The organism is Pseudomonas emilianonis, from assembly GCF_023072625.1.
Lineage (GTDB): Bacteria > Pseudomonadota > Gammaproteobacteria > Pseudomonadales > Pseudomonadaceae > Aquipseudomonas > Aquipseudomonas paraveronii.
On record NZ_JAKNRV010000052.1, the window covers coordinates 1 to 21,669 of the forward strand.

General features: G+C 60.2%; 20 protein-coding genes and 2 pseudogenes. 2 read left to right on the top strand and 20 right to left on the bottom strand.

What is annotated here, in order from left to right; genetic code table 11:
• The 18 genes and pseudogenes from L9Z73_RS08385 to L9Z73_RS08470 all read right to left on the bottom strand — a co-directional run.
• A pseudogene (locus tag L9Z73_RS08385) lies at nt 1–371 on the bottom strand (histone deacetylase family protein); the annotation flags it as partial.
• A gap of 133 nt (nt 372–504) precedes the next feature.
• Nucleotides 505–1,386 (bottom strand): annotated as a pseudogene (locus L9Z73_RS08390) (AraC family transcriptional regulator); the annotation flags it as partial.
• Complete coding sequence (locus L9Z73_RS08395) at nt 1,377–1,976, bottom strand: YjbF family lipoprotein (protein WP_247398536.1); 600 nt, start codon at nt 1,974–1,976, stop codon at nt 1,377–1,379. The gene L9Z73_RS08395 and the pseudogene L9Z73_RS08390, both read right to left, overlap by 10 nt.
• A gap of 13 nt (nt 1,977–1,989) precedes the next feature.
• Nucleotides 1,990–3,102, bottom strand: a complete 1,113-nt coding sequence (locus tag L9Z73_RS08400) for a polysaccharide biosynthesis/export family protein (RefSeq protein ID WP_247398547.1) — start codon at nt 3,100–3,102, stop codon at nt 1,990–1,992.
• An 88-nt stretch (nt 3,103–3,190) separates the two neighbouring features.
• Nucleotides 3,191–3,430 carry a hypothetical protein gene (locus tag L9Z73_RS08405; RefSeq protein ID WP_247398562.1) on the bottom strand — a complete coding sequence of 80 codons (240 nt, stop codon included), beginning with the start codon at nt 3,428–3,430 and terminating at the stop codon, nt 3,191–3,193.
• A 251-nt stretch (nt 3,431–3,681) separates the two neighbouring features.
• Entirely contained in the window at nt 3,682–5,091 is a 1,410-nt protein-coding gene (locus tag L9Z73_RS08410; RefSeq protein ID WP_247398565.1) for a mannose-1-phosphate guanylyltransferase/mannose-6-phosphate isomerase, read from the bottom strand.
• Between the two features lie 22 nt (nt 5,092–5,113).
• Nucleotides 5,114–5,572: a GDP-mannose mannosyl hydrolase gene (locus L9Z73_RS08415; RefSeq protein ID WP_247398568.1), complete on the bottom strand. Its 459-nt coding sequence runs from the start codon at nt 5,570–5,572 to the stop codon at nt 5,114–5,116.
• A gap of 5 nt (nt 5,573–5,577) precedes the next feature.
• Nucleotides 5,578–6,786, bottom strand: coding sequence for a glycosyltransferase WbuB (locus tag L9Z73_RS08420; protein WP_247398571.1), 1,209 nt, complete (start codon nt 6,784–6,786; stop codon nt 5,578–5,580).
• Nucleotides 6,786–7,763 carry a GDP-L-fucose synthase gene (fcl, locus tag L9Z73_RS08425; RefSeq protein WP_247398573.1) on the bottom strand — a complete coding sequence of 326 codons (978 nt, stop codon included), beginning with the start codon at nt 7,761–7,763 and terminating at the stop codon, nt 6,786–6,788. Before fcl ends, L9Z73_RS08420 begins: the two co-directional genes overlap by 1 nt.
• 2 nt (nt 7,764–7,765) lie before the next feature.
• On the bottom strand, nt 7,766–8,887 hold the full coding sequence (gene gmd, locus L9Z73_RS08430) for a GDP-mannose 4,6-dehydratase (protein ID WP_247398576.1): 1,122 nt from the start codon (nt 8,885–8,887) through the stop codon (nt 7,766–7,768).
• A 69-nt stretch (nt 8,888–8,956) separates the two neighbouring features.
• The gene (locus L9Z73_RS08435) at nt 8,957–9,892 is read right to left on the bottom strand and encodes a glycosyltransferase family 2 protein (RefSeq protein ID WP_247398579.1); all 936 of its coding nucleotides are present in this window, start codon (nt 9,890–9,892) and stop codon (nt 8,957–8,959) included.
• A 1-nt stretch (nt 9,893) separates the two neighbouring features.
• Nucleotides 9,894–10,853, bottom strand: coding sequence for a nitroreductase family protein (locus tag L9Z73_RS08440; protein ID WP_247398581.1), 960 nt, complete (start codon nt 10,851–10,853; stop codon nt 9,894–9,896).
• 14 nt (nt 10,854–10,867) lie between these two features.
• The gene (locus L9Z73_RS08445; protein WP_247398584.1) at nt 10,868–11,419 is read right to left on the bottom strand and encodes a putative colanic acid biosynthesis acetyltransferase; all 552 of its coding nucleotides are present in this window, start codon (nt 11,417–11,419) and stop codon (nt 10,868–10,870) included.
• A complete protein-coding gene (locus L9Z73_RS08450) occupies nt 11,416–12,579 on the bottom strand; it encodes a polysaccharide pyruvyl transferase family protein (protein ID WP_247398587.1) in 1,164 nt (387 codons plus the stop codon). The genes L9Z73_RS08445 and L9Z73_RS08450 overlap by 4 nt, the downstream gene beginning before the upstream one ends.
• On the bottom strand, nt 12,576–13,766 hold the full coding sequence (locus L9Z73_RS08455) for an O-antigen ligase family protein (protein WP_247398590.1): 1,191 nt from the start codon (nt 13,764–13,766) through the stop codon (nt 12,576–12,578). The genes L9Z73_RS08450 and L9Z73_RS08455 overlap by 4 nt, the downstream gene beginning before the upstream one ends.
• Nucleotides 13,763–15,100 (bottom strand): lipopolysaccharide biosynthesis protein, encoded by a 1,338-nt coding sequence (locus L9Z73_RS08460; RefSeq protein WP_247398593.1) that lies wholly within the window; start codon nt 15,098–15,100, stop codon nt 13,763–13,765. Before L9Z73_RS08460 ends, L9Z73_RS08455 begins: the two co-directional genes overlap by 4 nt.
• Before the next feature lie 6 nt (nt 15,101–15,106).
• Nucleotides 15,107–17,326: a polysaccharide biosynthesis tyrosine autokinase gene (locus L9Z73_RS08465; protein WP_247398595.1), complete on the bottom strand. Its 2,220-nt coding sequence runs from the start codon at nt 17,324–17,326 to the stop codon at nt 15,107–15,109.
• A 38-nt stretch (nt 17,327–17,364) separates the two neighbouring features.
• Nucleotides 17,365–17,805, bottom strand: coding sequence for a low molecular weight protein-tyrosine-phosphatase (locus L9Z73_RS08470; RefSeq protein WP_247398609.1), 441 nt, complete (start codon nt 17,803–17,805; stop codon nt 17,365–17,367).
• A 336-nt stretch (nt 17,806–18,141) separates the two neighbouring features.
• Here L9Z73_RS08470 and L9Z73_RS08475 point away from each other — a divergent pair, with 336 nt between their 5' ends.
• Nucleotides 18,142–18,351: a phosphomannomutase gene (locus L9Z73_RS08475; RefSeq protein ID WP_247398598.1), complete on the top strand. Its 210-nt coding sequence runs from the start codon at nt 18,142–18,144 to the stop codon at nt 18,349–18,351.
• Here the strand turns inward: L9Z73_RS08475 and L9Z73_RS08480 are convergent.
• Nucleotides 18,313–18,963: a hypothetical protein gene (locus L9Z73_RS08480; protein WP_247398601.1), complete on the bottom strand. Its 651-nt coding sequence runs from the start codon at nt 18,961–18,963 to the stop codon at nt 18,313–18,315. The genes L9Z73_RS08475 and L9Z73_RS08480 overlap by 39 nt on opposite strands.
• A 350-nt stretch (nt 18,964–19,313) precedes the next feature.
• Between L9Z73_RS08480 and L9Z73_RS08485 the strand changes: the two genes are divergently transcribed.
• Nucleotides 19,314–20,939 (top strand): methyl-accepting chemotaxis protein, encoded by a 1,626-nt coding sequence (locus L9Z73_RS08485; RefSeq protein WP_247398605.1) that lies wholly within the window; start codon nt 19,314–19,316, stop codon nt 20,937–20,939.
• Nucleotides 20,940–21,124: 185 nt separating this feature from the next.
• Here the strand turns inward: L9Z73_RS08485 and L9Z73_RS08490 are convergent.
• Nucleotides 21,125–21,669 (bottom strand): energy transducer TonB (locus L9Z73_RS08490; protein ID WP_247398607.1); only part of this gene is annotated, 545 nt, incomplete at its 5' end.

A 21,669-nucleotide genomic window follows, 5' to 3' on the forward strand; every position in this document is an offset into this window, starting at 1 on the left:
GTACCGGCGGTAATCGGTGCGCCGCCGTCGAAGCTGTAGTAACCGAGCTGGCCGTGCAGGCTGGTGGGTAACACGCGGCGCAAGGTGCGGGCGGGCCAGGTGTAGGGCATCAGGTCGCCGTCCTCGCCGAATGCGCTCCAGCGTTGCCAGGCACCTTGGAAGAAGTCCAGGTAGTCGCGGCTGTGCACACGTTCAAGCGGCGCCAGGCCAAAGTCCTGCGGCGCAAGGACCGGGCCCAGCCCACGCGCTTTGACCCGTTGCAGTACGTGGTCGGCGCGCGAGGGCATTTCAAAGCAGGGCATCAGTTGCCCGTCCATCAGTTCACAACGGCCGTGGTGCAGGTGGTGATCGTCCGAGTAGATCGTCAGCATGTTGTTGTTCTCCGCAGGCGGTATCGGTGCCTGCAGTCTTGCGGGCGACGCGCTTTATGAGAACGGCAGGAGCGGCCAAAAGGGGATAAATCGGGCCAAATTGTGTGTCCGCAATTCGCCCATTAATGGGGCGTCATGCGCGAAATTGGCTCGGCGCCACGCCGCTCCAGCGCACAAAGGCATGCCGGAAACTGGCGGTTTCGCTGAACCCCAGTTGCTCGGCGATGCGGTAGATCGGCAATTCATCCGTGGCCAGCCATTGCTTGGCCCGCTCGAAGCGCAGTTCGTCGAGCAGTTCCTGATAGCTGCACCCCAGGTCATGCAAGTGCCGGCGCAGGGTGCGCGGTGAACAGTTCATCTGCGCGGCCAGGCCTTCAATCCCCGGCGCGGCGCCGAGTTGGCTGGCGAGCAACTGGCGGATTCTGCCCAGCCACGCCTGGCGGCCGGTGAACTCCTGGTTCTGCTTGCGGCAACGCTCGGCCATGGCCTGGTGAGTCACGGCGTCGGCCAGCGGCAGGGGCTGGTCGAGCCAGTGCTTGTCGAAGGCGAACGCGTTGGTGCTGGCGTCAAACTGCAGCGGGCAGGCGAAACACTCGCTGTAGCGTGCCCGATAGTCCGGCGCGTTGTATTCAAAGCGCGCGCCAAGCAGCGCCAGGGGCTGGCCGAGCAGGTCGTCGCAGATCACCTTCAGCGAGGCCAGGCACAGTTCGACGTTGAACATCTGCATGGCCGGGTTTTCCCGATAGTCACTGGCGGTGAACCAGACGCGCTCGCCGTCCGCCTCCAGGCTCAGTTCGAAAAGTGTTCCCAGAAGCGCCGGATACCGCAGCGCCAGGCGCAAAGCGTCACCGAAGGTGGCACTCGTCAGCAGTGCATAACCGAGCATGCCGTAGGCCGACACATGCATCTGGCGGCCCAGCGCCAGGCCGACATCCCGGCGCAGGGCCACGGCATTGGCGCATACGCGCATTTCCTGATTGGTGGTGATGCGCGTGTCGGCGCGGCTCAAGTCCGCGCGCTTTGCACGATGAAGCCATCAGTGGGGTCGACCCAATAACGGTTGCGCGCACGAAACCCCAGGGCCTCGGCTTCGATGTCTTCATCGACGCGCAGCAAGGCGTAAGGCTTGTCGAGGATCTCGAGCGTCTCCATGCCTTCGCGGGTCAGGCGGCTGGTGACGGTGATGCCGACGCGATAGCCCTCCACCAAGTCGATCTGCCGGCTGCTGCGGTAGCCGTCCGGCACGCGGTGCAGCCCCTGCCGGAACGGCGACTGCCCCTGCCAGCGCGTGCCATCCAGATCAGTGCCCAGGCCAACGGTGCGCACTACCAGGCCATCGCGCATCAACAGCACCTGTTTGCCGGAGGCGACCCAAAACTGCAGGTCATCGCGCTGGCGAATCATCGCCATCACCCCTTCGCTGGACACCGTGGTCACCTTGATCTGGGGAAACGGCACGGCGTCCACCTGGGCCTGGCTCAGCGCCAATGGCGCAGGCCCGACGACGGCCGCCTTGAAGGTATCGAGCGAGGCCTGCATCAGTGGATTGCAGCCGCACAACAGCCACGCAAGACACACGTAAATACCGATTTTCACACTGTCCACGCTGGTTCCACCCTTATCGGCTGTTGGCTTCGCTCAGGTTGTTTTGGGTGGAAGCACCGGTGCCGATGATCGAGGCAGAAGGTAACAACTGACTGATGACCCGGTTCCAGCGGGTGATATTGGCGGGGCCGACAAACACCACGTCCTGTGGCTGCACATCGAAGCGCGTGGCCAGGGCCATGGCCGCTGCGGAACCGGCTTGCAGATGGAAGACCTTGGCCGGTTGTGCGTCCAGGTTCTGCGCACCGCGGATCACGTAGATCGCATCGGCGTTCGAGGTGTTCTGGTTGATGCCGCCCACCGAGCCCAACACATCCGAGAGGTTCATGCTGCGTGTCTTGAAACTCAGCGCGCGGGGCTGCATGACCTCGCCCATCACATAGATGCGCTTGCGGTCGTTGTAGGGCAGGTACAACTGGTCGCCGTCCTTGAGGTAGATATCGTTCAAGCGCGACGGGTTGAGATTCAACATGTCGAGGTCGAGTGTGTATCGCTTGCCGTCGCGGGTCAGCGTGAGGTTCGAGAGGTCGGCATTGATCGGATCGACGCCGGACGCACCGATAGCCTCCATGACGCTCATCGGGATGGTGGTGATAGGTACAGGCCCGGCCTTGAGCACTGCCCCGGTGATCACCACTCTCTGGCTGGCAAACCGCAGCACACTGATATCGACCTGGGGGCTGTCGATGTACTGACGTAGCTTGTCGCTGATTTCGCTGCGCAACGCCGTAAGGGTGCGGCCCTTGGCAGCCACTTCGCCCACATAGGGGTAGAACAGATTGCCGTCGGGGTTGACCAGACGCCCGTTGGCGTCAATTTGCTGCTGCGGACCGGAAGGCGCGGTCAACTCCGGATGATCCCAGACCGTGATGTACAACGCATCATTTGGGCCGATCAAATAGGGGCCGGGTTTATAATCGAGCAGTTCTTTGGGAAGCGCATAAGACACTTGAGTCGCTGCGTCCATGGCCAGCAACTTTGGCGTAATCGGGATCAACTCCACGCGACTGCTTTCTGCACCGCCCTCCTTGGTCATTGCCTCGGTATCCATATATTGACCGGGCGCAAACATGCAGCCTTGTAACAATGCGGAGGCCACGACCGCCACAGAAAAAATACGCATCATAGGGCTAAGACACTCGCGATAAACGACAAGAAAAAAAGACTACTTGGGCGGGGTTTCCAAGCAGTCTTATAAAGCGGAAGGCGTTCTATTAGTTGCCGGTACCGGTGGTACCTGTGGTGCCTGTAGTGCCTGTGGTAGTACCACCGTTGGAGCTGCCACCGCTGCTGGAAGCGGCGGCGACGCCCGCTACCAGTGCCGTGCCGACCAGCAGGGTTTCCCCCACCGTCACAGACCCCACCACTGCGGTACTCAGACCAAGCGGCAACTCGGCAGACATGGCAGAAGTACTCAAAAGACTGAGCACAATAATAGCCAGTTGTTTTCTCATATCAGACTCCTTATCGATAGTGAGTATTCAGCAAACGAGCGTGTGCCACTGAAGTACGCCCTGATAGTGCCACTCAAGTAAACAGCGCACCAGCCATACTCCAACCCGGCCATTACCCGGCAAGTTGAACGTATTCATTCGAAAATAACATTTCTCGATGCCAGCCCCCGTGTATCAACACATTGAGGTCGCGAAGTTAACAAGGCTGGCAATTTAACATTGGGGCAAATGTTATTAATTGTCGGAAAACCTCAGGCCCTGCCGTACTTGTCTTCAAAGCGCACAATATCGTCCTCGCCCAGATAAGAACCCGATTGCACCTCGATCAACTCCAACGCAATCACGCCTGGGTTTTCCAACGCATGCACCTGGCCAATCGGGATGTAGGTCGATTGGTTTTCCGAGACCAGATACGTCTGTTCGCCATTGGTGACCTTGGCCGTACCGCTGACCACGATCCAGTGCTCTGCACGGTGATGATGCATCTGCACCGAGAGCTTGGCGCCGGGCTTCACGGTGATGCGCTTGACCTGGTAGCGGTGGCCGCTGTCGATGGCGTCATACATGCCCCAGGGCCGGTAGACCTCACGATGGTTGAGGTGTTCATGACGCCCGTCGCGCTTGAGTTGGTCGACAATGCCCTTGACCTGCTGCACCTGGTCCTTGTGCGCCACCAGCACCGCGTCCTTGGTTTCGACGATGATCAGGTCCTGCACACCCACCGTCGCGACCAGGCGGCTGTCGGCGTTCACGTAGGTATCGCGGGTATCCAGTTGCAGCACATCGCCCTGCAGCACGTTGCCGCCGTCGGTCTTCTCGCTGGCTTCCCATAACGCCGACCAGGAGCCGATATCACTCCAACCGGCCTGCAACGGCACCATGATCGCGTCGCTGGTTTTTTCCATCACGGCATAATCGATGGAGTCGTCCGGGCAGGCGGCGAATAGCGCCTCATCGACCCGGGTGAACAGCTGATCCTGGCTGCCAGCGGCCAACGCCGCACGACAGGCCGCGAGAATCGCCGGCTGAAAGCGTGCCAAGGCGTCCAGGTAACGGCTGGCACGGAACATGAACATGCCGCTGTTCCAGTAATGATCGCCCCGCGCCACGTAGTCGGCAGCGGTGGCGGCGTCCGGCTTCTCGACGAAACGCTTCACGGCGTACCCGCCCTCGCCCACCGCCGCGCCCTGTTCGATATAGCCATATCCGGTGTGCGCGCAGGTCGGCGTGATGCCGAACGTCACCAGCTTGCCGGCCTCGGCCAGGGGCAGCGCCACCGCAAGGCTGGCATGAAACGCAGGAACATCTTCAATCAGATGATCCGCCGCCAGCACCAGCAGGATCGGGTCCTGGGACTCGTCGACCGCCTTGCAGGCCGCCAACGCAATCGCCGGCGCCGTATTGCGCCCCATGGGTTCCAGCAGGATGCGCGCCTGCTCCATGCCCAATTGACGCAATTGCTCGGCCACCAGAAAACGGTGCTGCTCATTGCAGATCACTTGCGGCAAGGCGACATCCGCGCCCTCCAGGCGGCCGATGGTCTGCTGCAACATCGACAGGTTTTTATGGGTCAGGCGCAAGAACTGCTTGGGGTTAAGTTGCCGCGAGAGCGGCCACAGGCGCGAACCCGAACCTCCCGCCAAGATCACCGGTAATAACATGAAGGCGTCCTTCGATAGAGGGTCAGAAATAGGCACGGGTGTTCTCGTGTACACGTGGGCTGTAGCGCAGCTCATCGAGCGACCACCAGCGGTAGTGCCGATGCTGCTCGGTGGGCGGTTCCAGCACCTGATCCTCGGCGAGGGTCAGGCAATAACTCAGCACCACATAGTGGGTGTCCGGGCCGCTCCCGGTGTTGGCGAAGACGCTGTCGTCGTAGAAGTGCTCGAACACGCCCAGCAGCCGCGCATCGGCGCGTTCAAAGGTACAGCCCAGTTCTTCGCGGGTCAGGCGGCGGAAGGCGTTGTCCAGGGTTTCGTTTTTCTGGATACGCCCACCGGGGACGAACCAGAAGCCATAGGCCGGCCGATTGATCCGCAAGCCCAGCAACGTATCGCCGCTGGGTTTGCTCACGACCAAGTCGATGGCCACCAACGGCGTCGATGCCACGACCGTATTGAAGGTCGGTAAATCAAGCCACATAAGCGTCAAACCTGTGCCAGGAAGCGTTGGAGAATGCGTTCTTTATCGAGAAATTCTGCGGCGTAGTTCAACGCCACCGCGTTGTGCGCCGGCAATGCCAGCACCCGCTCGATCCCTTCATTCAGGGCGGTGACCGATTCGGGTTCGACCAGCACGGCAATGCCCGGATGCTCATCGCACAAACGACCAAGGGTGGTTTCGGGGTCGGCGGTGATGATTGCATTACCGCCGACGGCCAGAATGTTGGTCAGCTTGGAGGGCAATACCGAATCCGCCGCGCCGCGTTTCTGGATCACCAAATGGACGTCCGCCGAGGCCAGTAGCGCAGGCAAGTCTTCATAGGCCTGTAACGGGGCGAAGACCACGTTGTGCAAGCCCTCGCGCTCTACGCGCTGCAGCAGACGGGCCTTGCCGGCGCCCTGGCCGACGATCAGAAACACCAGCTCCGGGCGATGGGCGTGGGCCTGGGCGGCATCGAGGATCAGTTCGAGCCCCTGCTTCTCGCCGATGTTGCCCGAGTACAACAGCACCCGTTTTCCCGCTGGCACGCCGAGCCGTTCCAGCAGCCCGCTGTTGCGCGGCACATCGAGGAAACGCTCGGTCTCCGACCAGTTGGGAAAGAACAGCAGGCGCTGTGCCTCGACGCCCTTGCCGGCGGCCTTATCGAGCATGCCGCTGGATATTGTCGAGACCCGATCAAAGCGCCGCAGCAACCCGCGCTCCACACCCCACGCCAGTCGCCGCAATAAAGGGCTGCCGCCCAGGCCCAGGCCAAACATCGCATCGACTTCATAATCCTGGACATGCAGCACCGACTTGGCGCCACACAGCCTGGCCAACAGCAACGCCTGGGGCGCGCAGAACAAGGTGGGCACCACCAGGATGACCAGGTCCGGCTTCCAGCGCAGTTGCCCCAATACCGCCAGGCACGAGCTGGCGGAAAAACTGATCAGGTGCAGCAAGCGCTTCAGCGCCGTGGGCTTGCGCGGCACATACAACGGGCAGCGCACCACGGTCACGCCGTCGACCTGCTCGGTGCGAAAACGCAACGCCGAGTAGCCCTCGCTGACCTGCCATTGCGGGTAATACGGCGGCGCCGTGACCACCCGCACCTCGTGGCCCTTGCTGGCCAGCCAACGCGCCTGTTCACCGCTGTACTTGCCGATGCCGGTCAGCTCGGGGCTGTAGTTGATGCCATACAAGAGGATCTTCATCACTGGCCCCGAGGCTGTTCGAGGGCAGCGCGATACGCGTTGTAGGCATCGCGCAGGCCCTCTTCCAACGGCACGTAGGCTTCCCAGCCGAGGGCGTTGATACGGCTGACATCGAGCAACTTGCGCGGCGCCCCGTCGGGCTTGCTGGTGTCGAAACGTAAACGCCCCTTGAAGCTCGTGACCCGGGCCAGCGCCTCGGCCAGTTCGCGGATGGTGCAATCCACGCCGGTGCCGACGTTGACGTGGGAGCGCATAGGCTCGGTGTGTTCGCCATAGCGCTCCTGGCTGAGCTCCATCACATGCACGCTGGCGGCCGCCATGTCATCCACATGCAGGAACTCGCGCCGTGGCGCGCCGCTGCCCCAGATCAGCACCTCTTCATCACCGCGCTGCACCGCCTCATGGAAACGGCGCAGCAAGCCGGCGATCACATGGCTGTTGTGCGGGTGGTAGTTGTCGCCCGGGCCGTACAGGTTGGTCGGCATCACACTGCGGTAATCGCGCCCGTGCTGGCGGCTGTAGCTTTCGCACAGTTTGATGCCGGCGATCTTGGCCACGGCGTAGGGTTCGTTGGTCGGCTCCAGCGCGCCCGAGAGCAGCGCCGGCTCGGTCATCGGCTGGGCGGCGAGCACCGGGTAAATGCACGATGAGCCGAGGAACAACAACTTGAACACCCCATGAGTGTGTGCGGCGTGAATCACATTGGCCTGGATCATCAGGTTCTGGTAGATGAAATCGGCCGGGTACGTGGCGTTGGCATGAATCCCACCGACCTTGGCCGCTGCCAGGTACACCTGGTCGACCCGTTGTTCGGCGAAATACGCCTGCACCGCCGCCGGGTCCAACAGGTCCAGTTCATCACGGCTGGCGGTGAGGATCTGGGTATAACCCAAGGCCCAGAGGCGGCGCACGATGGCCGAGCCGACCATGCCGCGATGGCCGGCGACAAAGATCCGCGCGTTCAGATCACGTGCCATGCTCAGTTCTCCACGGCAATCGGCGCATCGTGGCCGTGCAGGCGCAGCAACGCATGGCGCCGCGCGATTTTCAGGTCTTCACGCACCATCTCCGCACACATCTGCTGGGCGCTGATTTCCGGTACCCAGCCCAGTTTCTGCTTGGCCTTGGACGGGTCGCCCAGCAGCGTCTCGACTTCCGCCGGGCGGAAGTAGCGCGGGTCCACTCGCACAATCACGTCGCCCACCAGCATGCCGGGCGCCTGGTCGCCGTCGATGTGCTCGACCACCCCGACTTCTTCCACGCCCTCCCCGACAAAGCGCAAGCGCACCCCCAACTCCGCCGCCGACCAACGAATGAAGTCGCGCACCGAATACTGCACGCCGGTGGCAATCACGAAGTCCTCGGGGTTGTCCTGTTGCAGCATCATCCATTGCATGCGCACGTAGTCCTTGGCGTGGCCCCAGTCACGCAAGGCGTCCATGTTGCCCATGTACAGGCATTGCTCCAGGCCCAGGGCGATGTTGGTCAAGGCGCGGGTGATCTTGCGGGTGACGAAGGTTTCGCCACGACGCGGCGATTCGTGGTTGAACAGGATGCCGTTGCAGGCATACAGCCCGTAGGCTTCGCGGAAATTCACGGTGATCCAGTAGGCGTACAGCTTGGCCACGGCATAGGGCGAACGCGGATAGAACGGCGTGGTTTCCTTTTGCGGGGTTTCCTGCACCAAACCGTACAATTCGGACGTGGAGGCCTGGTAGAAACGGGTCTTCTTTTCCAGGCCGAGCAGGCGGATCGCCTCGAGGATGCGCAAGGTGCCGAGGGCATCCACATCGGCGGTGTATTCCGGCGAATCGAAGCTGACGGCCACGTGGGATTGGGCGCCGAGGTTATAGATTTCGTCCGGCTGGATCTGCTGGATGATGCGCGTCAGGTTGGACGCATCCGCCAGGTCGCCATAGTGCAGGATCAGGTTTTTATGCGGGGCTTGGGGGTCTTGGTAAATGTGATCGATGCGCTGGGTATTGAACGACGAAGAGCGGCGTTTCAAGCCATGCACCACGTAGCCTTTTTCCAGCAACAGTTCCGCCAGGTAAGAACCATCCTGCCCGGTAACCCCGGTAATAAGCGCGACTTTTTTCATGTCTATCTCCCAAATAATAGGCGAACGAAGGCCGACACCCGAACTTGGGTGTTTGTTAAAAACGGTCAGTTACTTCGGTGTGGGCAGCGTCAAGTTATGTCCGGTCAACGTTGAAAGTTCGCGGATAATTGCGTCCTTGTCGTGTAAGTGAGCAATCGCAGTTTCCAGTTCAAGCACCTTGGCGCCCACCAGAAAGCGGTACCAGTAACCTTGGAGCACGTGATAAACCAGGCCGCTGCGGCCATCGAGAAAACCCAGTTGAATGAAGTAGCGCCAGAGGAAGTACGCGGTCGAACTCAAGGTAAACGGCACGCGGTTATACACACGGTTTTTAACCAGGCGCTTGAGCCTGGCCTGGAACGAACTGTGCCCCTCATTCAATTCATGGCGCACCGCAAATAGCGCCAGGCGCGAGTTGATGATCTCAATCGCTTCCCGGGTCGCGTACTGGTTGTGCTTGTGGGTGAAGAACGTCAAGTCATGCAGGTTGTGATCGGCAAACCCGCCTTCCAGGGTGATGGTGCGGCCCTCGGCCACCGAGATGTGCTCGTCCATCCAGCGATCTTCGATGCGCCCCTGCCCCGTGCGCCATAGCCGCAGCATCTGCAACGGATAGCGGCCGCCATGACGCACCCAGCGGCCCATGAAAATATGCTTGCGCTTGAAGTTGATGCCGGTGATGTCCTTGTCCAGCGTCGGTAGCCGCGTGTTGATCTGCGCGGCCAGGTCGGCCTCGATGATTTCATCGGCATCCAGGCGCATCGTCCAGTTACCGGTGACCGGCAAGTTATCCAGCGCCCACTGGAACTGCTTGGCCTGGTTGACGAACGCGTGCTGCACCACCAGGGCACCGTGGCGCCGGGCGATCTCGCAGGTGTCGTCGCTGGAGAACGAGTCGACCACCAGCACTTCGTCGCTGAAGGCGCGCACCGATTCGATCGCACGGGCGATATGCAGGCTTTCGTTGTAGGTGAGGATGATCACACTGACGGTTTCGCGTTTCATATCAGCCACCGTGCAGTTGCAGAATTTCGGCGGTCAGACGCCGTGGCGAACGCGCGGCCCGGAAGTGGCTTTCCAGGGGTTTGCCCACCGCGATCATCATGATCAACCGCTCGCTGGCTTCGATACCGCCCACGCTGCAGATTTTCTTTTCCACCGTGTTCAGGATCGCCAGGTTCAACGGGCAAGCGCCCAGCCCATTGGCATGACACGCCAGCAGCAGGCCCATGGAAAACAATGCACCGTCGACATATAGCTGGTTACGCTGGCCGGCACCGCCCCAGGCAGTCACTTCCGAGGTGACCACGAACAGGTTGTCCACGGAATGCGCAAAGCCGCGCGATCCGCCTTGCAGCTCAAGCAATTGCGCAATCACCGCGCGGTCCTGGTAGACATGCACCCGCGACGACTGGCGGTTGCATTGCGACGGCGCCGACTGCGCCAGCTCCACCAGCGAGGTCAGCAAGCGGCTGTCTAGCTTGCCGGGCTGGAACATCCTGCAACTGGAGCGCGACTCCAGGAACGCCTTGGCGTCAAGCCCGCCATTGCCCAGCCACGGCGCGGCGCGCTTGGTGCCGCCATTGCCCGAGGTGCCATCGCGCTTGAGATGCTCGACATAAGCATCCAGGTAAAACAGGAAGTCATCGCTCAAACCCAGGGTGCGATGCAGGTCGAGATAACCCTGGAAGGCGCCCAGCGCCATTTCCAGTGGTAACGAAGAGTAGGTGCGGTCGTACTCGTTGAGCATATGAATGATACCGTTGATCTTATCCTTGCCGAACAGCGGCTTGGGCTCCTTGAGCGACAGGCCTTTTTCAACGGTGTGGGTTTCAATCAGGATTTTGTAAAACAACTTCTTGTTGCGGCTCGCCAACGGCGAATACCCGTTGTGGCGAATAAACGTGTACATGTCGCGAAAAAACTCGCTGAAAAAAAACATCAACTTCCATGTCTTATCCATCATGCGCTTTACCTGTTTCATTGTGCGATGTCTCTCGGTTTGATGGAGCGGCAGGGCGCACCGACGCAAATCATCCAGGCCGGTAAGTCGGTGGTGACCACCGAGCGCGCGCCAACCACACAGCCCTCGCCCACCACGCAACCCGGATGGATGAAGGACTCGGCGGCAACCCATACGTGGTCCTTGATGACGATCGCCCGAGTCACCAGCGGCCGCAGCAGGCTGCGAGTGTCATGGGTGCCCGTGCATAAAAAGCTGCGTTGGCTGATGGCGACTTTTGATCCAATGGTGATCCTGGCCATGGCGTACACATCCACTCCATCGGCGATGGCCGTAAAGTCACCGACTTCAAGGTTCCACGGTGCCCAGATGCAGCAGGTGGGTGCGATGCGGCAACCAACACCGATCCTGGCGCCGAAACAGCGCAGCAGAAAACACCGCCAGCCATGCAGCATCCACCGTGGCGTAGGGCGAAACAGCAACCGATACACCACGCCCCAGACCAGGCGCCGAGCCTTGTCGCTGCGGGGCAAGGTGTCCACATACTTCAGGCGTTCAAAGCCACTCATGACTTGATCGCCGCGAGTTGTTCCAACAAATAGCGCTCGCCCACTTGCTGCAACGCCTGGCGCCGGGCGCGCACCGCGACCCAGTCAATCGGCGCAGCGATCAAGCGCTGCACCTGATCGGCGTTGTCCGCCGGCAAAAAGCGCTGGGACAGTTCCAGCTTTGCCAGCAGGTTGCACACGCGAGCGTTGAGCGAGGCCTTGCTGCCCGGCAAACCGACGGCAATAAACGGCTTCTCGAAAATGATCGCGAACACTGTCGCGTGAAAAGAGTTGGTCACCACATACGCCGACTCCTTCAACAACTTGAGCCAGTCCTGCGGCCCTACTTGCACGGTCTGGCCGATCTGCCGCCAGCGCCGGTGCGCGTTATAGGGCGAAACAATCGGCCCGGCGACGTGCTGGGACAACGCCTGAGCGACCTCCCTGACACCGACGCCGGTACGCAACGCATAACAGAACACATGGCCGCTGCGGGTCTGCGTGGACGTGGCCAGCAACGCCGAGTAATCGCGGTGCAGCAGCGTCGGGTCGGGCACACACTGGGCCGCCAGCCCCGAAACTTGCTGGACAATTGCCACCCCGCTCTCTTCACGCACGCTGACCGCTGACAGTTGCTTGAGCAGCACCTCGGCTTTCGCATGGTACTCAGGCTCCAGGTACTCCTTGCCAAAGCTCGCGGCGTAAGAGATGCGCCGAATCGCCTTGTCGCAATCGAAAGCAAGAAAATACGCAGGGTCCAGGCCCGTCTGGCCCGAAGGGTTCCAAATCTGATCACTGCCTGCCACCAACAACTGCTGGTTGCGGACCGCTTGGTTGAGCTGATCTGCACGGGTATAGCGCGGCCCGTCGATATTCAGGAAGCGCGCCTTGAACGCCTCAAACTGACGAGATTGAGCGTTAGCCCCAAACACCCAGGTTTTCAAAGACAGGGTTTTCAAGTACAGCGCCTTGAGATTGCCCTTGAAGTGACGTGGATTCAGCAGTTGTTTGAGCTCGCTGCCGTCTTCGACGTAAGCCGGATGGTAGTTGATCAAACTGACCTGCAAGCCCTGTTGCTGCAGCCAGCGCTGTAACGCATAGGCTTGCAACACAGCGCCGAAGTTCTCACTGAAATGGTACGTCAGTATCCCGGCCCTGACGGGGCGTACAGATGCGCTCATGATCCAGCCTGTTTTAACGAGGAATGTGTAGGGGGTATAGGCAGGACAAAGGCCTGGCGCGCAGGTGCTGCGTTATTGAGCAGACCGATGAATATCGACCACACCAGCAGATAGCTGCCGTCAAACGTGGTGAAAAACTGGTAACTGGTCTTGAACGAGAAGATCAGCAGGATCGCCCCCACCGCCAGCGACACTGGGTTGCGTGGCAAGGTGCTGAATAGCAGGCCAAACAGCACGACCCCCACCACGCCCAACTTCGCGAGTACGCCCCAATATCCGTTCTCGATATCGAACTTGGAATTCTCGAACCAACGCTCGTCATTGGTGGGTACCCCCGGCGTCAATTGCTTCGCCAGGCCATTGCCGAGAAACACCGTGGCCGGGTTCTCCAGAAAGGACGCCTTGGCATGAGAGATCTCGAAGGCACGGGTGACGTCCTCGCCCTTCTCCTCAAACAGATACGCGGCAAAACGCGACACCGCCAGGGGGCTGGCATAAAACGTAAGCGTGCCCAAGGCACCGATGGCCACTACCAGCACCGCAAGGGATTTGAGCTTGCGCTGGGTGATCGCCGATAACAGGATCATTACCGCCATTGCCGCCAGGATGGTCTTGGAACCCGCCGCCAGCAGTGTCACCGCGAGGATCAGCATCAACGCGATCTTGCGCTGGCAACAGGCGTAGAAAAACAGCAGCACGGCCGAACTGGTGGGAAACAGCATGATCCTGCCCACCTCGTCGCTGGACTTGGAGGCCGCGTTGGTAAGATCAATGCCGACGCCATACAGGCTCACTTGCAGCAACTGACCCAGGGCAAAAATGTAGATCGCCCGCTCGATGATGCGGCGATAGCTGACGCTGTGGGCGCGTGCGATTTTCTCCACGTTGGCCAGCGCATAGCGATAGCCGGCCAACAGCAGCACAAAATAGAGAAACGGGATGCCGGAACGCAAAAATTGATACAAGGAAATTTTCGAGCCGCTGGACACCAGCACCTGCAGGATGCTGGCGCCGACCACGAGCGCCAGCAAAGCCGCTGCCCGGGTGAATCCGCGCGCCGCATACACCACAAAGGGCAATAGCAGCAGCAATGCCAAGGGCTGCGACAGGTTATTGCTCAACGCCAACGGCAAGGCGAAAAACGTCAGCGGCAGGTACAGGGTCAGGCGCGCCTGGGACAACATCATGGGCACACCTCCCCAGCGAACTGCACCTTACTGATCAACCGCAGGTACACCAGCACCACCAGCTCCGGCAGCGACAGCAACAGCGAAGCTCCCAACAACGGGTCAATCCGGTCGATGCACAGCATCCACAACAGCAACACCGCCAAGCTGCTCAGGGCGTAAATCACCGATGTACGGGTGTGACGATTAGTGGAGATCAACATTGCCGCGAGAATGAACCAGGCCACGTTCAAAATTGTATGGGAGCCGATCAGCGCCAATGACACCCGGTCGATCTGCACCAAACCATGGCTCCACAGCGTAATAATTTGCGGGCCGGCCCAGATACCGGCGCCGTAAACCAGCACGCACACACCCAGTACCAGAGAACTGGCGCGCTGGGTAAAGCGCCGAGCCTCCTCAAACTGACCGCGCCCGGCCAGGCGCGAGATTTCAGGGGTCAGCGCATTGCTGCAGGTGATGCCCAACTGGATGATCAGCCGCATCAAGGTACGTGCCATGGTGTAACCCACCACCACGCCTGGGCCGGCGATCTGGTTCAGCAGCTGCAAACCGCCTTGCAGGGTGATCAACTGCGCCAGCGGGATGGCTGCGCTGCCCAAGGCGGGTTTCCAAATGCCGCGAAACTCTGCCCAGGAGGCCGACGCCAATCCAAGCAGCGGCCAGGGCGAAATACGTCGCACAAACAGCGTCACTAACACCAGGAACAGCACTTGGCTGAAGAACATGCCTTGGGCCAACTGCAGCTCGGTACCGCCCAGCATCAGGATGAGAATCGACAGCACGATATCCAGCGTTCTGCGATTGGCCATGATAAAGACACCGCCGACGGTTTTGTCGATCACCCGGAACCATGCTTCGATCGGCCCACCCAATAAACGCGTACACAGGTAACCGGACATGCACACCACCACCAGGCTTGCCTGGCCAGGGTCGAGGCTCTTGAGCTTCAGTAACCCGACCCAGTCGATCCACCGGCCCAAGGTCAAAGCGAACAGCGATACCAGCGCAACCACCACCAGGGTAAATGCCAACGCGGTCTGCACACTGCGCCGCGCACCTGGCACATCCCCTTGGCTTGCGCGCACCGTAGCGCGGGTGGCCGAGGCTTGGGCAACACCCAGGTCCAGCAGGCTGAGCATCGACGGAATACCGGTGAGTACCAACCAATCGGCATAACGCCCAGTCCCCCAGGCGTGCAGGAAGAACGGCACCAGTACCAACTGCGCCGCCAGTGTCACCAACTGGGTGTAGCCATAGCTCAAAACATTGAGGCGAAACCGGCTCGACAACGAACGTTGCACCAGCAGCGGCTTCTCAAGAACCTTGCTCATAAGTCGTCAGGCTTTGTCAGAGTGGTAGGCATAGTGGTAGTAGCCGTAGTCGCCGTAGCCGTAACTGGCAGAGCGGCGTTTTTCCACACCATTGAAAATTGCGCCCTTGAGCTCGATACCGTTCTGATGGAAGCGCCGTAGGGTCAACTCGACTTCCTTCGCCGAGTTGACGCCAAAACGGGTCACCAGCAGGCTTGTACCGGATTGACGCCCGACGATGGCGGCGTCCGTCACCGCCAGCAATGGCGGCGTATCGATGATCACCAGGTCATACAGCTCGCTGACCTCGGCCAACAACACAGCAAAATTGGGGTGCATCAGCAATTCGGACGGGTTGGGCGGAATCTGCCCGCGCCCGATGAAATCGAACAGTTCCAAACCGGTTTTTTGAATCGCCTCCTGCAATTGGCACCGTTTGACCAACAGATCCGACAAACCGTTTTGCGCGGTAGTGCCGAGCATTTTGTGCATATAGCCCTTGCGCATATCCGCATCGATCAGCAGTACCCGCTGCCCGGACTGGGCCACCACCGCAGCCAGGTTCGCCGAGACAAACGTCTTGCCCACCTCCGGGCTGGGGCCCGAAATCATCAGGCGATTGTCCTTCGCCTCCAGCATCGCGAAATGCAGGCTGGTGCGCAGGCTGCGCATCGCCTCCATGACCAGATCATTAGGATGATTCAGGGCCAGTAGCGGCGGCATCGCTGAGCGGCCCTTGAGGGCACGGATTTCCTCGGTCTTTTGCAACGGGCTAAATGGGATTGAGGCATATACCGGCAAGCCGAGCTTCTCGATGTCATCGGGGTTTTCCAAGCCACGATTGAGCAGGCTGCGCACCAGCACCAGTCCCACCGAAAACATGCCACCGAGCAGCATCGCCAGCAGCACCACAATGACCTTGCGCGGCTCAACGGGCTTGCTGATGTTTGCGTCGGCGCTGTCGATCAAGCGCACGTTGCCCACGGTGCCGGCCCGCATTACATCCAGTTCCTGGGAACGATTGAGCAGTTGGGTATAAATCTCGGTGCCCACCTGCACATCCCGGGTCAGGCTCAACAGTTCTTGCTGGGTGCTGGGCAGACCTTCGATCCGCTTGGTCAATTGCGCCTGCTTGCCGTTGAGCTCATCAAGCTTGGCCAATAACGCGCGATAGGCCGGATGTTGACGAGTGAACTTGCGGTCCATTTCGGCCTGTTGCAGCTTGAGTTCGGAGATCCCGGTGTCCAGGGCAACCACCTGATCGAGCACGGCCTTGGCTTCGAGACTAATGTCGATGGATTTGCTACGGGTCTGAAAGCGATTCAGCGCGCTTTCAGCCTTCTCCAAGTCGCGGCGCACCTGTGGCAATTGATCATTGAGGAACGCCAGGCTCTGCGCCGCCTCGGCTGAAGTGCGGTCAACATTCTGGCGCACATACAGGTTGGAAATTTCATTCAGCGTGCGCACCGCCAAGGCCGGGTGAGTGCTCTCCAGCGATAGGCTGATGATCCCCGATTCCTTACCGCGCTCCACCACATTGAGCAGGTCCTGATAGTCAGCCACTGCGTCCAGGCGTGGTTTGCGTACAATCTTGAAGCGCGCACCCGGGTTAGCCCGCAGGGCTTCGACCAGCACCTCCACGCCATCCTCGGCGAACGGCTCGCCGACGCGGCCCGCAGCGATCTGCCCGCCGTCCTCGTCAAACAGTTGATAGCTTTGGTCATCTCCGGCCACCAGCACCAGTGTGGTACCCAACAATGCGGCCGGCAGCTTCAGCGTCGCCAGACTCAGGCGCTCACCACCGGCGTTATAGCGGCTGATGCCGAACAGCGGCGACGCAATATCGCCCGGGGTTTGTGGCACATAGCGCCGGGCAAGAAAACCGCCGATCAACGGGAAGTGCTGGGGGGTGATGGTAATGTCCAACTTCAAGGTATCGACCGTCTTGCCAATGATCGTGCGCGACTTGATCAGCTCGATCTCAGTCACCGCCGGTGATTCCTTGCCCAACAAACTACTCACATCGGAGAAACCGAGCATGTCGTTTTTCTTCGGTTCCACTTGGATCAAGGCGTTGGCCTGGTAAACCGGAGACGCCAGGACTGCGTAGGCTGCGCCGATCAACATGCAGGTACCGGTGACTCCAGCGATCAACCATTTGTGATCGATCAGGGTGCCCAGCATGCCGAGTACATCGATCTCGTCACGGTGCGGATTGTCAGCAGAGGCGTTCTGGGGTGAATACATAAATCGAGTCTTCGTCCTTGTAATCGTTAAAAGGGGCGTCATCGCGCCAAGCGCTGTGCCCAGGCGTGTGCCGCCTGCTCAATCAAGGCATAGGCCTGCACAAAGGCCGGCTTTCCCTGTCGATACGGGTCCCTGATTTCAAGCTCTTGCTGCCACTTGCCCAGCAGGAACACTTTGCCCCGGGCCTCGGGAGCGAGGTTGAGTACGCCGTCGATGTGATGCCTTTCCATCACCAGAATCAGATCAGCCTCGCTCACGGCCTCGACGCTCAGTTGCCGAGCCCTGTGCGTTTGGGGAGCATGCCCATGCTCTTGCAGGACTTCGTCTGCCGTGGGCTCCATCGGGTGATCAGACAAAGCCGCCAGGCCCGCCGAACTCACCTTGATACCGGATGAATGAAGGGCGGCCCCCAGCAGTTGTTGCGCAGTGGGACTGCGGCAAATATTGCCAATACACACGATCAAAACTTTTTTGAACAAGGCAACCTCCCACACACCGCACAGTAATAAATCGGCAAAGGGACTGCCTTATCTCAAACTTCCAAGAATAGATAACTTACGACCCTTTAATTATGATCACAGCTGACAGAGGGCGACCATCTATCGAGCAGGACAATAAATAACAATAACTGCATTGACTGACTAAAAATAACATTCGCTTACTTTTGTTCTTCTTCATAATAAAGTGCCCTCTGAACATAGCGACGGGGCACGGCCATGAAAAGTTCAAAGTTACTCGTAGAGCGTATTGGCCTATTCCCTTCTTCGGGAAACATTCATCTCAACGTCGACAACTCGACAACTGTAGTTGAGCGTATGCACGTGTTATATGCCGGCAACTCTTTAGACTTCGACGAGTCCGGCTCCGGACTGTCCATGGTCTTCGCTGACTGGCGCTTCAAGTTGCAAGTCAGTAATCCCCTGTCCGTATGCCTGTGCGTAGAAAGCCGTGGCGACCGCCATTTCATGCAAGCCAAGACCGACGAGTTACTGGCGAACATCTTCAGCGCCGAGGGGCACTCGTGAACCTGTACGGCCAGTTAAGGCGCGCCACGCGGGCTCCTGATGGGCGTGTTGCGCCCCCGAGACGCTGACGGCTAAATGGTTAAGCAGGCGCTCGGCGTTGTACTTGGGCGCCAGCGCACTCAATAACACGACCACGAGCCCAGCGCCGATCAGCGACGGCGGCACATTGACCGGCGCGACGTCTATTCGCCACAAGAAAGCCAGCGCAGCCACAGCGCCCAATAACCCGCCCGCCAGCGCCTCGTTCAGAGGGTGAATATACGGCGCGACACAATAAGCACTGAACCAGCCGGTGGCGATTAGTCCGGCGAGCGCCGCCGGCCAGCGAAAGGCCAGGTTGAACTGGCGTGCAATCAAACTCATTGCCACGGTGACCATCAGGCACGTGTTCATGGCGTGGCCACTGAGCACGGCAATATCAAGGTGTTGAAACGAAACGCCCCACCCCTTGAACAGCAACTTGCTGAACGCCACGATTGAATAAGTGCAAGTGACGGTGACTACCCACCACCTGAACGCCTGCGGCGACGAATAGCGCAGCCATACAGCGATGACCAGCGCGGCCGGAATCATGACGGTAATACCGCCATAGTGTGCGAGTTCTGCGCGCATGAGTGACCAACCTGACCCACTAATTTTCCGCGCCCATCTGACCGCAGGCCTGGGAAAAATACAACGTTATCTACGGTCAGACTAAAGCCCTTGCAACCCCGCACGCAGCACCTACGTGCGTCTGCGGGAGGTCAGTCGCCTGCTGGATTGAAGCCTTGCGGGCATGCCATACGGCTTGTCAGTGAAGCGGGTGAAACGGCTGCGTCGCAAACCCCACGCAGCCCGCGCACCCGTGCCCCTTGAACGCTTGGTTCGATAATCGAACGGGTTTCCACTTCTGCCATTTAAGTTCCGGGGATGAATGCGGATAGTTCGATCAATATCAATCAAGTGGTCCGCGGAGTACTCCCATGTTTGCCCATCTAAAAATTCGCACCGGCATGATCGGGGTGCTACTGCTGTTCGCCATTGCACTGTTGTTTTCGACCCTTAACGGCTGGCGGTCGGCGGTACTCAGTTACGATCAGATTGACGAGTTGGGGCGTACCTCGCGACAAATCGACGGCATCAACAATGCGTTGCTGCTGGCAATCCGTACCAGCGCCAACGTGTCCTCGGCGTTCATCGAGACCGTCGGCGGGCGTTTCGATGACGCTGAAGCCAGGCTGGTTCGCAGCGAGGCGATCTGGAGTGAAGCCATCGCCAAGGTCAATGCCTCTACCACAGACTTGCGTGACCCGAAGTTGAAGGCCCTCGCTGAAGATCTCAAGCGTGCGTTCGCCGAATACGGCACGGCCATCGTCGGTCAGCGCGCCGCCGCTCGCGCACGCTCCGCCGAACAGTATTTTCAAGTCAACATCGATGCCGGCAACAGCATGACCAAACTCCAGGACATTCGCATGAAGCTGGTCGGCGCATTGGATGCCCGTACTCAGGAGATCAACACCGAGGCGGCTGCGCGGCTACAGACTTCGCAAACCCTGGCCATTGCCTTGATCCTGCTGACCCTGGCGCTTGCCGTCGTCTGCTGGATATTCATCTCGGGCACCGTCCTGCGCCCATTGCGCGCGGCCGGCGAGCACTTCAAGCGCATTGCCGGGGGCGATTTGACCCGCGAGGTCGTCTCGCCTGGCCGCAACGAAATTGGCGAGTTGTTCCTTGAGCTCCAACGCATGCAGGCCAGCCAGCGTGAAACACTGATCCAGATCGCTGACTCAGCCACGCAGTTGGCCTCGGCCGCTGAAGAACTCAACGCCGTCACCGAAGAAAGCAACCGCGGCCTCCAGCAGCAGGACATGCAGCTCGAACAGGCCGCGACCGCCGTTAACCAGATGACCAGTGCGGTCGAAGAAGTAGCGCGCAACGCGGTGTCTACTTCGCAAGCGGCCACCGCCTCCAATACGCTGTCAGAAAAAAGCCGTCAGCAGGTACGCGAGAACATCAACGGTACGCAATCGATGACCGCCGAGATTCAAGGCAGCGCCGAACGTATCCAGCACCTCGCCGATGAGGTGCGCAACATCGGCAAGGTGCTGGACGTGATCCGAGCCGTCTCGGAACAGACCAACCTGCTGGCCCTCAACGCAGCGATCGAAGCCGCCCGGGCGGGTGAAGCCGGTCGGGGGTTTGCGGTCGTGGCCGACGAGGTGCGCACCCTCGCCTACCGCACTCAGGAGTCGACCCGCGAGATCGAGCAGATGATTGCGAGCGTGCAGAGCACTGCCGAACAGGCGGTGGATTCGATGCGCAGCAGCACAGCGCGGGCGCAAGGCACGCTGGAGATCACGCAGGCGTCGGGGGTAGTGCTGGAGGATATCTTCGCCGCCATCGGCCAGATCAATGAGCGCAACTTGGTGATTGCCAGTGCAGCCGAAGAGCAAGCCCAGGTTGCCCGTGAGGTGGACAGCAACCTCGTGGCGATCCGCGACCTGTCGGCGCAATCGGCAGCGGGCGCCTTGCAGACCAACGCGGCAAGCCATGCACTGTCACAGTTGGCCGCCGAACTGAGCGGGCTGGTGGGGCGCTTTCGTACCTGATCCTGCGGGCTCGCCAAGACAGACCGACACGCCACCCAATGCAATGGACATAACGTGAACTGCGCACCGCTCCCTTCTCCAGGCGGAGGTAAGCGAAGCCTTTGACGATCGCCGGCCGCCGACCTGCAACCGCGGCGGGCGGCGAATCAGAAGTCCACGATCAAGGGCCGGGCCGGCGCCGGTCCCTACTGGATGCGGTAGTGAAAGGTATTACGCACCGCCGGCACAGCAACCGCCCTGCCTTCAACGATCCTCGGCTGGTAGCGGAACGTATTCGCCGCCGCCAGTGACGGCCGGATAAACAGCGGGTGACAGCCGTCCAGCACCTTGGGGTTTTCCACGCGGCCCTGGGGGTTGACGGTGTATTCCACCGAGCAATCGCCTTCGATGTTTTTATCCAGGGCGCGTTCGGGGTACTCCGGTGCTTCTTTGCTCAGCGGCAGGTATTGGCGACTGTCGAACGCCGGGGCCGGAGCGGGTGTGGCGACTCGCGTTTTTTCAGCGGCCAGCCGTTCCTGGTTCAGCCGTTGTTGCGCCAGCTCCAGCTCGCGGTTGCGCTGTTCGGTGGCCAAGCGTTCCTGTTGCCGCTCAAGTTGTTTTTCCTCGACCCGTTTACGCGCCAAGGCAGCCTTCTCCAGTTTTTGCGCCTGGACCTGCGGGTCGAGTGTGGGTTTGAGCGGCGGCGGGACCACCACGGGCGCAGGCGGTGGCGGCGCTACAGCCACCGGTT

Excerpts from the sequence above, each read along its gene's own strand:
- L9Z73_RS08460 (WP_247398593.1), bottom strand. The coding sequence starts at position 15,100 with ATGAGCAAGGTTCTTGAGAAGCCGCTGCTGGTGCAACGTTCGTTGTCG.
- L9Z73_RS08400 (WP_247398547.1), bottom strand. The coding sequence starts at position 3,102 with ATGATGCGTATTTTTTCTGTGGCGGTCGTGGCCTCCGCATTGTTACAA.
- L9Z73_RS08475 (WP_247398598.1), top strand. The coding sequence starts at position 18,142 with ATGCACGTGTTATATGCCGGCAACTCTTTAGACTTCGACGAGTCCGGC.
- L9Z73_RS08435 (WP_247398579.1), bottom strand. The coding sequence starts at position 9,892 with ATGAAACGCGAAACCGTCAGTGTGATCATCCTCACCTACAACGAAAGC.
- L9Z73_RS08450 (WP_247398587.1), bottom strand. The coding sequence starts at position 12,579 with ATGAGCGCATCTGTACGCCCCGTCAGGGCCGGGATACTGACGTACCAT.
- L9Z73_RS08480 (WP_247398601.1), bottom strand. The coding sequence starts at position 18,963 with ATGCGCGCAGAACTCGCACACTATGGCGGTATTACCGTCATGATTCCG.
- L9Z73_RS08410 (WP_247398565.1), bottom strand. The coding sequence starts at position 5,091 with ATGTTATTACCGGTGATCTTGGCGGGAGGTTCGGGTTCGCGCCTGTGG.
- L9Z73_RS08415 (WP_247398568.1), bottom strand. The coding sequence starts at position 5,572 with ATGTGGCTTGATTTACCGACCTTCAATACGGTCGTGGCATCGACGCCG.
- L9Z73_RS08420 (WP_247398571.1), bottom strand. The coding sequence starts at position 6,786 with ATGAAGATCCTCTTGTATGGCATCAACTACAGCCCCGAGCTGACCGGC.
- L9Z73_RS08445 (WP_247398584.1), bottom strand. The coding sequence starts at position 11,419 with ATGAGTGGCTTTGAACGCCTGAAGTATGTGGACACCTTGCCCCGCAGC.
- L9Z73_RS08485 (WP_247398605.1), top strand. The coding sequence starts at position 19,314 with ATGTTTGCCCATCTAAAAATTCGCACCGGCATGATCGGGGTGCTACTG.
- L9Z73_RS08440 (WP_247398581.1), bottom strand. The coding sequence starts at position 10,853 with ATGATGGATAAGACATGGAAGTTGATGTTTTTTTTCAGCGAGTTTTTT.
- L9Z73_RS08405 (WP_247398562.1), bottom strand. The coding sequence starts at position 3,430 with ATGAGAAAACAACTGGCTATTATTGTGCTCAGTCTTTTGAGTACTTCT.
- L9Z73_RS08455 (WP_247398590.1), bottom strand. The coding sequence starts at position 13,766 with ATGATGTTGTCCCAGGCGCGCCTGACCCTGTACCTGCCGCTGACGTTT.
- gmd (WP_247398576.1), bottom strand. The coding sequence starts at position 8,887 with ATGAAAAAAGTCGCGCTTATTACCGGGGTTACCGGGCAGGATGGTTCT.
- fcl (WP_247398573.1), bottom strand. The coding sequence starts at position 7,763 with ATGGCACGTGATCTGAACGCGCGGATCTTTGTCGCCGGCCATCGCGGC.
- L9Z73_RS08465 (WP_247398595.1), bottom strand. The coding sequence starts at position 17,326 with ATGTATTCACCCCAGAACGCCTCTGCTGACAATCCGCACCGTGACGAG.